Origin of the sequence: Halorubrum amylolyticum (assembly GCF_004114995.1) — an archaeon.
GTDB classification, from domain to species: domain Archaea; phylum Halobacteriota; class Halobacteria; order Halobacteriales; family Haloferacaceae; genus Halorubrum; species Halorubrum amylolyticum.
Genome location: NZ_SDJP01000048.1, coordinates 1 through 13,082, shown reverse-complemented (window position 1 = coordinate 13,082; position 13,082 = coordinate 1). Strand labels below are relative to the sequence as shown.

Sequence of the window (13,082 nt, the reverse complement as noted above, 5' to 3'; positions counted from 1 at the left end):
GGATCCTCGTCTGACACGATAGATATTCGACTTACTGACTCAACGATCACAATGACACACTACACCAACACTCTCGGGCGGACGACTCGTCGAATCCAGCAGCTGCTGCAAGCCCGGCCATCCCTCCACCTATTACCGCAATTTTGGACGTTCGAGTCATCGGTTTTTGCCAATCTTTGAGGCCATCGTTAAGCTCCCAACAGCATCCGAAGTGACCCACGAACGCCCATCGGGAGTCCGATCGCTCCGATGAAGAACGTCATAAGCCACCACCACGTGTGATTCATCTCCTCTTTCGCATCGGCGAGATACCACACGATGCCGACAGTCACGACGAGTTTCAGCACGAACGTCGATCCGGAGAATCCAGTCGCCTGGTACACGAGATTCGTCACGACCAGCTTTGGGGAGTAGCCGAGGAACGTCACACCGATGAGATTCTGCGCAGCGTCCCACAACTGGCCGAAAACGGCCAGCAGAATTAGCGGGTGTCGAAGGTGGGTGATATTGGCGAAACTCGTGCCCCAGTAGTAGAGTGCGGTTACGCCGAGCGCTATCCCCGTCGTCGCGACAGGAACCCATAGGCTGAGTGGGGTCGATGTCGAGAGGCCGTGCCAAACAGCCCACCAGACGGCCCCGACAGCCCACACCGACCCGACGAGCCCGACTGTTAGCGGGATAGATCCGATATTTTGGTCACGCAAGAGTGCACCGACACCGAGCGCGAGGATGGTGACAGCGGTGACGACGATGTAAATCGATGGCGTGATGAACCACACCGCGTAGTCCCCGAGCAGCCCGAGATCCTCGAGGGCGCGCATCGCCCCACCTGCGATGATGATCGGAGCGAACCCGTAGGCCAGTCGTGCGTCGAACGTGACGTCGAGTTGGTCGAGATACGCACGTAGTCCGGGGAGGCTGTATACGACTGCCGCGAGGTAGATTACCGTGTTCACCGCGTTGTAGCCCTGGACAGCACGAATCCCCTCGTGCGTGACTGGCTGACCGGCCGCATCGGCGACGACTGGTCCCCAGAGATACTGCCAGATGAACCGGTCGTAGACCAACGTCGGAAACACGAGGATGCCCCCACCGAGAAGGACGAGCGGGGCCAGCAGGTACAGCGCCCACCACTCGCGTGAGCCGGTCTCCGGAAGGACAGTCTCGACGCGGCGGGTGACAGTACTCACGACCCGTTCACCTCCAATCGCCACGTCGTGCTTTTCGAGCGCCCCCACTGTTCGAGTGAAACGATTGTGAGTTCGTCCTGGAGCTGGCTGAGGTACTGCGCGACTGCCTTGGGAGATCCGTCGAGGTCGCTGGCAATCTCGCGAGCCCGGAGGTATGTCGGTTCGCTACTGGCTGTCTCGACGAGGTACCTTCGAACCGTGTGCCGGGAAATATTCGACATTGATCTAGAGGTGACGGTTAGCGAAGAAATCCGAAGAGCTTGTAGTCGTGATCGGGGGTGTACCGCCGGAACAGGAGACTGTTCGTCAGCACCGACACCGACGAGAACGCCATTGCTGCTGCAGCGAGCACGGGCTGGAGGAGGCCGAGCGACGCTAACGGAATCATCGCCGTGTTGTAACCGAGCGCCCACACGAGGTTCTGTTTGATCTTCTGGAGTGTCGCGTCTGAGATTCGGATCGCCTTTACCACGTCGAGCGGGTCGTCTCGCATCAGCGTGACGTCTGCAGCTTCGATGGCGACGTCGGTGCCGGAGCCGATTGCTGTCCCGACGTGTGCGACCGCGAGTGCCGGAGCGTCGTTGACGCCGTCACCGACCATCATCGCCTGCCGGCCCTCGTCTTGAATACTGTCGACCGCGTTGGACTTGTCCTCAGGAAGGACTCCTGCGCGGACGTTCTTCGGGTCGATACCCACCTGTTTAGCGACCGCACGGGCAGTTCGCTCGTTGTCGCCCGTAATCATCATCACGTCAACTCCCCGCTCCTGGAGTGCTGTGACAGCCTGCTTGGAGCTTTCCTTCACTGTGTCGGCGTCGGCGACCACACCCACGAGCTCCCCCTCGTAGGCGACCAGCATCGCCGTCTTCCCCTCGTTCTCGAGGCGTTCCATCGTCTCCTCAGCGGGAGAGGGGTCGATCCCGTTGTCCCGCAGCAGCTTGCGGTTGCCGACCAGCACCTCGCTGTCACCAATGACTGCTTTGATCCCGTGGCCCGGAACGTTCTCGAAGTCGTCAGGCTCAGTCACGTCCAGGCCGCGTTCTTCGGCCCCTTCGACGATTGCACGGGCGAGCGGGTGTTCGCTGCCGCTTTCAGCTATCGCCGCCAGTCGAAGCACATCATCCTCTGAGAGGCGCTCACGGGTGCTGAGCTGTCCACCATCTGGGGTCGGCTCGCCACCGTCAGTCACCACATTTCCATCGCTATCAAAGACGACCACGTCGGTGAGTTCCATTTCCCCTTCGGTGAGTGTGCCCGTCTTGTCGAAGACGACTGTATCGACGTCTTTCGCTCGTTCGAGGATGTCACCGCCCTTGAACAGGACGCCGTTCTGGGCACCAATCGTCGTCCCGACCATCGTCGCTGCGGGCGTCGCCAGCCCCAGCGCACAGGGACAGGCGATGAGGATCGAGGACGCGAAGACAATTATCGCGAACTCGAAGACTGAAACGGTCCCACCGACCGGGGCCGGGCCGCCAGCAACCTGACCCCACAGCGGGAGCCAGTCGACGAAGCCAGCGAGAGCCTCGGGGAACAGGAACCAGACGACACCCCAGAGAAGGGCGTTCGCGATGACCGCAGGCACGAAGTACGCGGAGATGCGGTCGGCGAGATTCTGGATGTCGGGCTGGCGCGACTGGGCCTCCTTGACTGTCTGGACGATCTGTTGGAGGGCCGTGTCTTCTCCAACCTTCGTCGCCTCCACGACAAGGACGCCGTTCTCGTTAATCGTCGAGCCGACGACCTCATCGCCCTCCTCTTTCTCGACAGGCACAGATTCGCCAGTGACCATTGACTCGTCGACGGCAGACTGACCGTCGACAACGACACCGTCTGTGGGAATCTTCTCACCTGGACGAATTTTCATCCGGTCACCAGTTGTGACCTCTTCAAGCGGAACTTCTTCTTCACTGCCGTCCTCGCGGACAATGGTCGCCGTTTCGGCTTCCATTTCGAGGAGCTTTCGGAGGGCCTCACCCGCTTGGCCCTTCGACCGAGCTTCGAGATAGTTACCCAACGTGATGAACACGAGGATGAGGGCTGCCGTGTCGAAATAAAGTCCACCTGCAATGAGTTCAGCAAGGACTGCCACAGAGTATAGATAGGCCGTTGTTGAACCGATCGCAATCAGCACGTCCATATTGGCGCGGCCGTTCTTCACGATCGCCTTGTACGAGTTCTTATAGAACGGCCAGCCGAGGATCGCCTGTACCGGCGTGGCGAGGAGGAACTCAACCCAGCCAAGTTCCACACCGAAGACGGCTTCAGGGACGATCGCGCCACCGAGCAGATAATTGTCGATGAGGAAGAAGAGCAACGGTGCCGATAACACTGCCCCAAAGAGGGTCAACCTGAGTTGTTTCCGAGTTTCGGCTTGACGGGCGGCATCTCGTGCGTCCTGGCCCGACTCTTCGTCGGCACCATCTTCGCGGACGGGCGAGTAGCCAGCCTCCTCGATAGCATCGTACAGCGCACCAATAGATACTTCCGCAGGATTGTAGGTGACCTGTGCTTCGTCGGTTGCGTAATTGACCTCCGCATTAACGACGCCCGGAATATTTTCAAGAGCGGTTTGGTTGGTCTCGGCGCAGTTGGCACAGGTCATATCGGAGATGGCAATCGTTACCGTCTCAGAGACTGCGCCGTACCCGGCCTCGTCGATCGCGTCGTAGATTTCTTTGAGCGATACCTCTTCAGGGTCGTAGGTGACGGAACCCTCGTCGGTGGCGAAGTTCGCATCCGCCTCCGATACCCCGTCGAGCGATTCGAGAGTGTCCTGGATCGTCGCCGAACAGTTGGCGCAGGACATTCCCGTGATATCAAGATGGATTGTTTGGCTTGTCATGCTTGTTCTACTATACGGGGTCTAGGTTTAGGCGATTTACTGCTTCGAGAGGCGGGGTTTCGACTGCAGGAAAATTTGGATTCCAAAGACAGCGTTACGCTCCCTCTTCGAGTCGCTGATACCGATCGTCGAACCGTGTGAGACAGGACGGACAACAGAAGTGATAGATCTCTCCGTCGATTCTCGTCGTTTCACCTTGATTATCAACGGTATTGTTACATTCAGCACAGGTGAGTGCAAATTCGACGCCATCAACGGACGGCGTCCATTCAAGCTCGTCAATTAGCGTGACGGTGTAATCTGCTACATCGATCTCGTTAAAGAGTCCATCTACCCACTGACGTACGTTCTGGGCTTCAACACGGGCATAGAACCAAAGATCTCCTTCGGAGGTCGTGAAGACGTGTTCAACGCCATCTGACTCTCGAGCCCGCTCGCGGGCGGCCTCCAACGACGCTGAGCCGATTTCGGCCTGAATAAATACCGGTACACCAGCTCGGAGATGAGCCCGGTTGACGTCAATCGTGAAGTTGTTAATGATGCCAGCTTCCTGTAATCGCTTTACCCGGTCAGACACGGCTGGCCCCGACAAGTCGACCTCCTCGCCAATATCGCTGAACGGGCGGCGGGCGTCATCAGCGAGTAACGAGAGGATTTCTAAGTCGGTTTCATCCAAATTGCGCATACGACCGCTTCGTCTCGCAGGATACATTATTGTTGCCCACAACACACCTTCGAAATCGGTGATCCAGGGCTGCGACAACATTGGATTCTAAGCAGAAAACCACATAGAATACTCGCCCCTATCTACGAATGGATATGACTCAGACAATCACCGTCGAAGGAATGACCTGTGAACATTGCGAGCAGACCGTCGAAGAGGCACTCGAAGAAGTTGAGGGGGTTACGTCTGCTACTGCGGATCGTGACTCAGAATCCGCGACGGTCGAGGGGTCCGCTGAACGGGATGAGCTTGTGACTGTGGTCGAAGACGCTGGATACGATGCCTCTGCGTAACAAATCCCGATTCTCGTCGAATCGGATTCGGAGAGGGATTGATACGACTGCCAATCCCAGGTGTAGATACTATGACTGATACACTTCCGTTCGATGCCGTCCGCGAGCTCGACGTCGACGGGACGACGTACAAGATGGCCGATCTTCGAGCACTCGAAGAGCAGGGGCTCTGTGACCTCGACACGCTCCCTGTGAGCATCCGTATTCTGCTTGAGTCGGTGCTCCGGAACGCCGACGGCGAAACTGTTACTGCAGCGGATGTCAAGAATGCTGCTGGCTGGAAGCCAGACGTACCGGACGCAGAGGTTCCGTTCTCTCCATCACGAGTCGTCCTACAGGATCTCACTGGCGTGCCCGCAGTTGTCGACCTGGCGGCCCTTCGATCCGAAGTCGACCGCAAAGATCGGGACCCGACCCTGGTCGAACCAGAGATCCCTATTGATCTCGTAATCGACCACAGCGTCCAAGTCGACTACTTCGACTCCGAGGACGCCTACGAGAAGAACGTCGAACTGGAGTACGAGCGCAACGCCGAACGGTATCGCGCGATCAAGTGGGCGCAGAACGCCTTCGAGAACTTCAACGTCGTCCCGCCGGGGACCGGCATCGTCCACCAGGTGAATCTCGAGCATCTGGGCCGGGTCGTCCACGCCCGCGAGCGAGACGGTGAGAAATGGCTCCTGCCGGACACACTCGTCGGCACGGACAGCCACACCCCAATGATCGGTGGCATCGGTGTGGTCGGCTGGGGCGTCGGCGGCATTGAAGCGGAAGCGGCAATGCTCGGTCAGCCGGTCACGATGAAACTTCCCGAGGTCGTCGGCGTCCGCCTCGAAGGCGAATTACCCGAGGGCGCGACGGCGACGGATCTCGTGCTCCACATCACCGAACGGCTCCGCGAGGTCGGCGTCGTCGACCGGTTCGTCGAATTCTTCGGTCCTGGTGTGGAGAATCTCACAGTCCCCGACCGGGCCACGATCGCCAATATGGCGCCCGAACAGGGCTCGACGATCAGTATGTTCCCGGTCGACGAGCAGACGCTCGAGTATCTCGAACTCACCGGGCGTGACCCCGCCCACATCGACCTTGTTCGCGAGTACCTCGAAGCGCAAGGGCTATTCGGAGAACAGGAACCGGAATACACCGAGGTGGTCGAGTTCGATCTTTCGACTGTTGAGCCGAGTCTCGCCGGACACAAGCGGCCACAGGACCGGATTCCGATGGGGGACGTGAAACGGAGCTTCCGGGGACTTCTCCACGGGGAGTTCGAAGACGACCTCGATGATGTCGACGAAGACGCCCTACAGCGGTGGCTCGGCGAAGGTGATGCAGCTGGTGCGGAGACGGACGGCGGTGTTCAGGTCGAACCCGAATCGGAACTGCACCCGTTAACCAAACGCGTTGAGGTCGACCTCGACGGTGAGACAGTGGAAATTGGACACGGAGACGTCCTCGTCAGCGCCATCACGAGCTGTACGAACACTTCGAACCCGTCGGTGATGATCGCTGCTGGTCTGCTTGCCCAGAACGCCGTCGAGAAAGGTTTAGATGTCCCGCCGTACGTCAAGACGAGTCTCGCACCCGGCAGTCGCGTCGTCACGCAGTACCTCGAGGAATCGGGCCTGCTTCCGTATCTCGAAGAGCTCGGGTACGCGGTCGTCGGCTACGGCTGTACCACTTGTATCGGGAACGCCGGACCACTTCCCGATCCCATCGAGCAAGCGATCGACGACCACGACCTCTGGACGACGAGCGTCCTCTCCGGAAATCGGAACTTCGAGGCGCGTATTCACCCGAAGATCCGCGCGAACTACCTCGCGAGCCCGCCGCTCGTCGTCGCCTACGGCCTCGCAGGGCGGATGGACGTCGACCTCGAGAACGAGCCGCTAGGCACCGACGAGGAGGGGGGATCGGTGTATCTGGCGGACATCTGGCCCGACGCAGCGGACGTGCAGGCAGCAATCCACGAGAACGTCTCTCCTGAGATGTTCGAGGAGAAGTATGCCTCTGTGTTCGAGGGTGACGAGCGGTGGGCTGCTCTCGACGCGCCCACAGGTGACGTCTACGAGTGGGACGACGACTCGACATACATCCGAGAGCCGCCGTTCTTCCAGGACTTCCCCCTCGAAAAACCCGGCGTCGCCGATATTGAGGATGCACGCTGCCTGCTGACACTCGGCGATACCGTTACGACCGACCACATCAGCCCTGCTGGCCCCTTCGGATCTGACCTCCCTGCCGGCCAGTGGCTGCTCGATAACGGCGTTGAGCCGCACGAGTTCAACACCTACGGCGCGCGCCGGGGCAACCACGAGGTGATGATGCGGGGAACGTTCGCCAATGTCCGCATCGAGAACGAGATGCTCGACGATGTCGAGGGTGGCTATACGATCCACCACCCAACCGACGAGCAGACGACCGTGTTCGAAGCCAGCCAGCGCTACCGCGAGGAGGGAGTCCCGCTCGTCGTGATGGCAGGCGAAGAGTTCGGTACCGGCTCCAGCCGGGACTGGGCGGCGAAAGGAACGGACCTACTCGGTGTTCGCGCAACCATCGCCGAGAGTTACGAGCGCATCTACCGCGACAACCTCGTCGGCATGGGTGTGCTCCCCCTGCAGTTCGATGATGGCGACTCGTGGGAATCTCTCGGTCTGGATGGGTCTGAGATCTTCACGATCCACGGCCTCGATGACGGGCTCGATGTGATGGACGAACTGACCGTTATCGCCGAGCGCGCGGACGGGTCGACTGTCGAGTTCCCGGTCACAGCACAGGTCGGCACGCCGGCCGCCGTGACCTATATCGAACACGGCGGCATCCTCCACTACGTCCTTAGACGGCTCCTCATGCGATAATCTCTCTCAACTGACTCTATTTCTGGAAGCACAAGCAACACGAAAAACTTTGAGTCCAAATTAGCGTTTCAATCGTGCGTAGACTCTGTTCGGATGATGCCCGCTACGTTATCCATCTGAGCTGAAACGTGTGCGCTCTCACCAGCAACATGCGTAATTAAATCGTCCAGAGTGATCATCCCGATAACGCTCCCGTCTTCAACAACCGGGACGTGTCGAGCACCCGCTTCGTTCATTTGTCTCAGGACTTTTGGAATCTCAGCATCTGCTGGCACAGTAAGTGGGTCACGCGTCATCACGTCAGCAGCTCGTACGTCGTCTCCACTCGTCTCGGCTGTGAGCACACTTAACTCGCTTTCCTCGGTGAGCAGGTTAGCAATCAGGTCTCGATCGGTGATGATACCAGAGATCTGATCGGATTCTTCGACGACCACGTACCTGGCACACCGCGATTGGGAGATCATCGTGTGAGCGATCTCGGCAACCGTGGCGTCAGGCGTGACACGGGCGACCGACTCATCAGCAATACGACCAATATCCATCCGGAGGTCAGTTGGTCTGGTACCCATGCTAATCAGTACGACTCATAACAGGAAATAGCTTAGCATCAGCTGGTCGTCATAGAAATCCTCCACTCTTCAACCGTGAGAGACGACAATCTCCAAACTTTGTGAAGTTACAAAAAGTGTTACCAGCTACGCCACTATCCAAGAGCGCTGGCTTTTATAATCTAGTCTCAATAAGTAAAGAGAAATGTACGATACGGTTTTGCTCTCGACTGACGGGACAGTTGCTTCTGAGGAAGCTGAATCCCATGCTATCGCGCTAGCAGAGGCCCATAATGCCGATCTTCATGTTCTGTATGTAGTCGATGAGGACGTCGTAACAGCATACAGCGGTGACGAGTACGTTGATGAAGCCGAAGGCCCAGAACATGGCCTCGAAGAACTTGGAACGGAAACAATCGCAGACATCCAATATAAAGCGAAGGAGGTCGGTGTCAATGTTGTCAAAGCAATTGAGCACGGCCGACCGGCTGAGACGATTGTACGGTATGCTGATGCCGAAGATATGGATCTACTTGTACTTGGAACGAAACACCGGCCGGAAGAATACCGGGCCTTGCTCGGAAGCGTGACCGACCGCGTCCTTCGATTGACGACCCGCCCAGCGACCGTCGTGAAGACGGAAGTCGACGAATAGGGGAAGAACAGTCAGTAACGGCCGCCGTCAGGCGTGAGTCGGGCGCGCCGGCGTTCGAACTCCTCGTCGTCGATTTCGCCGCGAGCGTACCGTTCCTGGAGGACAGCGAGTGCGCTATCCTCGGTGGGGCCGTCCGATGGCGACCGCGTTGTCAGCCAGTAGACGATGTAGACGGGAAGGGCGATCAGAAGTGCCATCCACAGCAAACCGATCAACATCATCCCCCAGCTCCATATTCCCCACCCGGCCATGTGACCATCATTCCACATCCCGTCATGCCAGTCCCACATCACTGTATCTGGAACAGCAGCGTGCGTCAGAGTCATTCCAATGATGACGGCTAGCGTCAGTGCTCCGATGACGATGAGTCCCAGAGAACGAATCCCGCGTGCTTGAATTGGATTTTGCATTATTGTACTCCTGAAGAGAGTTCGGCGTGGTTAGCCGAGGATGTATTCGAGGGCGGGGTAGCGCTCAACGAGCGTCTCGCCACCGACGTCGTAGTTCTCGATGTACTGGTCGAGGCCCAGGATGCGGCCCGCGGCGAACGCGGCGACCGCGAGGAACACGAGCATGTACGCGAAGTCCCCGTTGATGAACCCGTGGCTCATGTCCCAGTTCCCGAAGTAGAACATGAGCATCATGAGCGCGCCGAAGAACGCCGCGAGGCGGACGAACGCGCCGACGAGCAGGCCGAGGCCGATGAACAGCTCGCCCCACGGGACGGCCACGTTCGCGAACTCGACGAACCACGGCGTACTCCCCATCCACGCGAACATCCCCGCGAGCGGGTTGCCGTTCGTCGCCGCGACGTTCGTGAGGTAACCGCCCGCGGCGAACTCGCCGGTGATCTTCGTGAACCCGGAGTACGCGAACGCGTAGCCCATCATGAGACGGAGCGCGAGCACGAACCACGCACTGAGACTGTGAACTTTCCCGCCGACGGTCAGACCGCCGACTCTGCTCTCGAGCTGATTCATGCCGGAGTCGAGTGTGGACATAGTTATTGCACCTTCAACTATCAGTACGGAGGCAGAGACGATATAACGGCGAGCCGGCGTTCTGGGTCAGAAAATCGGCGGGCTATATTACGCTCCTGTCGCGAGTAGAGACGTGTGACTGAGGAGGCCGACCCGTCGGAAATCTTCGCGACACTCGACGACGAGTACGCCCGCGACATCCTCGTGGCGACGAAGACCGACCGCCTGTCTGCGAAGGAGCTCAGCGAGGAATGTGACATGTCACGCCCGACCGTCTCGCGCCGTGTCACCCGCCTCGTCGAGCAGGGCCTCCTCGAGGAGTATACGCACGTCGACCCCGGGGGACGGCACTACAGCGAGTATGAGGCGCGCCTCGAACGCATCGAAATCCTCCTGCAGGCGGAGGGCTTCGACGTCAACATCGACATCCAGCCTGACCCCGCCGACCGGATTACGACCATCTTCGAGGAAATGCGGGGAGACTGAATCATGGACCACACGCTATTCGTCATCGGCAAACTGTTCACGACCGCGTTAGCACTGGTCATCGCATATCAGGCCTATCGCGGGTACCAACGACATCACACGCAGTTACTCCTGTACGTCGCCGCCGGCTTCGCATTGGTCGGGCTTGGCGGCCTCCTTGAAGGCGTCCTCTTCGAACTCCTCCAGGTGTCGATCTTCGAAGCAGGATTCGTCGCAGCACTCGTCACCGCAGCCGGGATGCTGTCTATCCTCTACGCCCTGTATGCCCCGAATCCATAAGGATTCAGGACGCCCATTCGACAAGCGGCCTCTGCGCGTCGTGCCCGGTTCGAAGCCGCTACTGTTCGGACTCCCCTCGTTCTCGATAGTGTAGCGTCGCAGTGGGAGTTATATCCATATCGGTCGTACCATATCGTATGATTCGAACACTCGTCGGTGTCCTCGGCGCTATCTCAGCGCTGTTCCCGGACGAAATCGTCGAGCTCTTCGAGAAACTCGCCATTTCGAATCCAGACGAGGGAACAGTGAGAGGGTGGATACGTCCAGCAGTCCGGTCGGAGGGTGTTCTGATAGCTGCGCTTTCACTCTTTAACGGGCGAGCATACGCATTGCTGATGAATCTTACCGGCGTGTTCGGTGCGATAGTCCTCTTATTTCCCGACCTGTATCAGAGATTTGCCACCGCGTTCCTGTACGAGCGTCCAGAGTCGATAGAATGGAACGAGCGATTCCGCTTGGGCATTCGGGCTATCGGCGCACTCTATGTCTTTTTAGCGGCGAAGACGTACAGAGAGCGTCACAACGATACTTGAGCCACCTCGCTATTGACACCTGGCGCATCCGATGTCTAGTTCGTTACGGCCGCAGGTATCACTTTGAATCTAAAGTTTGAGCCCCACGATATCAGTATGATCGAAGGGGAAATCCGCTAAAGAGAGGAGGCCGTGTGTATCCCTGTATGACGACGACGATCATCGTGGAAGGCATGACGTGCGGTCACTGTGAGCAGACGGTCGAAGAGGCCCTCGAAGAGGTATCCGGCGTGACTGACGTGACCGTCGACAGGGAGAGCGAACAGGCGAGCGTCGATGGTGAGGCAAATGTCACAGCTCTCGTGGAGGCCGTCGAAGACGCCGGGTACACCGCTTACGCCTGAGAATCGCGCGGACCACTCCGAGACAACGGCCAACCGTTGTCTTTGAAGCTTCGCTACGCTGGTCCTGCTGTACAGTTTCAGTGGGGAAGATTCAGGGGGCCAGCGGATCCACCTCTACAGAGAATATGGGCTATGGACGACCACAAAGATACAAATGAGAATCCCCCTGGAGGGGAACACCAGCAGGACGACAGCAGTCACCAGCACGAACACGGCGAGCAGGATGAATCGGACGCCGAGTCGGACGAGCAGCGGGTAGAACAGGAGCTACTGGAAGAAGAGGCACACCCTGCTGCGGAGAGTGAGACGGTGCTCGACGAGCAGCACGAGCACGCTGGACACGAGGGCGAAGGACACGACCACGGTTCCCATGAGGGCCACGGTGAGGGGCATGGCGGGATGCACGAGGGCCACGAGCAGATGTTCCGCCGGCGCTTCTTCGTCTCGACGCTCCTGTCGATCCCAGTCCTGCTATACAGCGAAATGCTGCAGGAGTGGCTCGGGTTCTCCGTCCCCGCGTTCCCGGGCAGCGAGTGGATCAACCCCGTCTTCGCGGTCATCGTCTTCGCGTACGGTGGGATGCCGTTCCTCCAGATGGCGGTGCCGGAGCTGAAAGACCGGTCGCCGGGGATGATGACGTTGATCTCGATGGCGATCACCGTCGCGTTCGTCTACAGTCTCGCGAGCGTGGTCTTCCCGACGCAGTCTGCGTTTTTCTGGGAACTCGTCACGCTGATCGACATCATGCTGCTGGGCCACTGGATCGAGATGCGGTCGGTCCGGCGGGCCTCCAGCGCGGTCGACGAACTGGCGAAACTGATGCCAGACACCGCCGAGCGTATTACCGACGACGGAGAAACCGAGGAGGTTCCCGTCAGGGAGCTCTCGGAAGGCGATCTCGTGCTCGTCCGGCCGGGCGCAAGTGTCCCTGCTGACGGCACCGTCGAGGAAGGTGATTCGGACGTCAACGAGTCGATGATCACTGGCGAGTCCAAGCCCGTCTCGAAGGAGCCTGGCGACGAGGTCATCGGCGGCACCATCAACGGCGATGGTAGTCTCCGCGTCCGTGTTGGCGCGACGGGCGAGGAGACGACGCTGGCGGGCATCATGCGTCTCGTCGAGGAAGCCCAGCAGAGCAAGTCCAAGACGCAGGTACTGGCCGACCGGGCGGCAGGCTGGCTGTTCTACGTCGCGCTCGGGGCGGCAGTCGTGACGGCGATTGCGTGGACCGTCGCGGTCTCGTTCGACGCGACCGTCATCGAGCGAGTCGTGACGGTGCTCGTCATCGCCTGCCCACACGCCCTCGGACTCGCCATCCCGTTGGTCGTCGCGATCAACACGTCGCTCGCC

General features: G+C 59.1%; 15 protein-coding genes. 8 read left to right on the top strand and 7 right to left on the bottom strand.

Annotated elements, in window-relative coordinates:
- Nucleotides 1-188: 188 nt before the first annotated feature.
- The 4 genes from ESO89_RS17565 to ESO89_RS17550 all read right to left on the bottom strand — a co-directional run bounded on the left by ESO89_RS17565 (nt 189) and on the right by ESO89_RS17550 (nt 4,720).
- Nucleotides 189-1,190, bottom strand: coding sequence for a DUF63 family protein (locus ESO89_RS17565; protein WP_128906704.1), 1,002 nt, complete (start codon nt 1,188-1,190; stop codon nt 189-191).
- Nucleotides 1,187-1,411 (bottom strand): DUF7123 family protein, encoded by a 225-nt coding sequence (locus ESO89_RS19570; protein ID WP_004594599.1) that lies wholly within the window; start codon nt 1,409-1,411, stop codon nt 1,187-1,189. The genes ESO89_RS17565 and ESO89_RS19570 overlap by 4 nt, the downstream gene beginning before the upstream one ends.
- 17 nt (nt 1,412-1,428) lie before the next feature.
- Nucleotides 1,429-4,035 (bottom strand): heavy metal translocating P-type ATPase, encoded by a 2,607-nt coding sequence (locus tag ESO89_RS17555; protein WP_004594598.1) that lies wholly within the window; start codon nt 4,033-4,035, stop codon nt 1,429-1,431.
- Nucleotides 4,036-4,129: 94 nt separating this feature from the next.
- On the bottom strand, nt 4,130-4,720 hold the full coding sequence (locus ESO89_RS17550) for an AsnC family transcriptional regulator (RefSeq protein ID WP_049986206.1): 591 nt from the start codon (nt 4,718-4,720) through the stop codon (nt 4,130-4,132).
- 134 nt (nt 4,721-4,854) lie between these two features.
- Between ESO89_RS17550 and ESO89_RS17545 the strand changes: the two genes are divergently transcribed.
- Nucleotides 4,855-5,052: a heavy-metal-associated domain-containing protein gene (locus ESO89_RS17545; protein WP_049938510.1), complete on the top strand. Its 198-nt coding sequence runs from the start codon at nt 4,855-4,857 to the stop codon at nt 5,050-5,052.
- 71 nt (nt 5,053-5,123) lie between these two features.
- Entirely contained in the window at nt 5,124-7,907 is a 2,784-nt protein-coding gene (gene acnA / locus ESO89_RS17540) for an aconitate hydratase AcnA (protein WP_128906703.1), read from the top strand.
- Nucleotides 7,908-7,975: 68 nt separating this feature from the next.
- Here the strand turns inward: acnA and ESO89_RS17535 are convergent, their stop codons facing one another.
- Nucleotides 7,976-8,476, bottom strand: a complete 501-nt coding sequence (locus tag ESO89_RS17535) for a CBS domain-containing protein (RefSeq protein WP_004594590.1) — start codon at nt 8,474-8,476, stop codon at nt 7,976-7,978.
- 184 nt (nt 8,477-8,660) lie between these two features.
- On the opposite strand from ESO89_RS17535, the gene ESO89_RS17530 reads away from it, so the two are divergent.
- Nucleotides 8,661-9,110, top strand: a complete 450-nt coding sequence (locus ESO89_RS17530) for a universal stress protein (protein WP_092817280.1) — start codon at nt 8,661-8,663, stop codon at nt 9,108-9,110.
- An 11-nt stretch (nt 9,111-9,121) separates the two neighbouring features.
- On the opposite strand, the gene ESO89_RS17525 is transcribed toward ESO89_RS17530, so the two are convergent.
- Both ESO89_RS17525 and ESO89_RS17520 read right to left on the bottom strand, forming a co-directional pair.
- A complete protein-coding gene (locus ESO89_RS17525) occupies nt 9,122-9,520 on the bottom strand; it encodes an SHOCT domain-containing protein (RefSeq protein WP_049986209.1) in 399 nt (132 codons plus the stop codon).
- 30 nt (nt 9,521-9,550) lie between these two features.
- Entirely contained in the window at nt 9,551-10,111 is a 561-nt protein-coding gene (locus ESO89_RS17520; RefSeq protein WP_092817279.1) for a DoxX family protein, read from the bottom strand.
- A gap of 114 nt (nt 10,112-10,225) precedes the next feature.
- Here ESO89_RS17520 and ESO89_RS17515 point away from each other — a divergent pair, with 114 nt between their 5' ends.
- The 5 genes from ESO89_RS17515 to ESO89_RS17495 all read left to right on the top strand — a co-directional run.
- Nucleotides 10,226-10,576 (top strand): ArsR/SmtB family transcription factor, encoded by a 351-nt coding sequence (locus ESO89_RS17515; RefSeq protein ID WP_092817278.1) that lies wholly within the window; start codon nt 10,226-10,228, stop codon nt 10,574-10,576.
- Between the two features lie 3 nt (nt 10,577-10,579).
- Entirely contained in the window at nt 10,580-10,855 is a 276-nt protein-coding gene (locus ESO89_RS17510) for a DUF7521 family protein (RefSeq protein ID WP_004594584.1), read from the top strand.
- Nucleotides 10,856-10,992: 137 nt separating this feature from the next.
- Nucleotides 10,993-11,388 (top strand): hypothetical protein, encoded by a 396-nt coding sequence (locus ESO89_RS17505; protein WP_004594583.1) that lies wholly within the window; start codon nt 10,993-10,995, stop codon nt 11,386-11,388.
- Nucleotides 11,389-11,534: 146 nt separating this feature from the next.
- Nucleotides 11,535-11,732 carry a heavy-metal-associated domain-containing protein gene (locus tag ESO89_RS17500; protein WP_004594582.1) on the top strand — a complete coding sequence of 66 codons (198 nt, stop codon included), beginning with the start codon at nt 11,535-11,537 and terminating at the stop codon, nt 11,730-11,732.
- 132 nt (nt 11,733-11,864) lie between these two features.
- A partial coding sequence (locus ESO89_RS17495; RefSeq protein WP_164932832.1) for an HAD-IC family P-type ATPase occupies nt 11,865-13,082 on the top strand: 1,218 nt, incomplete at its 3' end.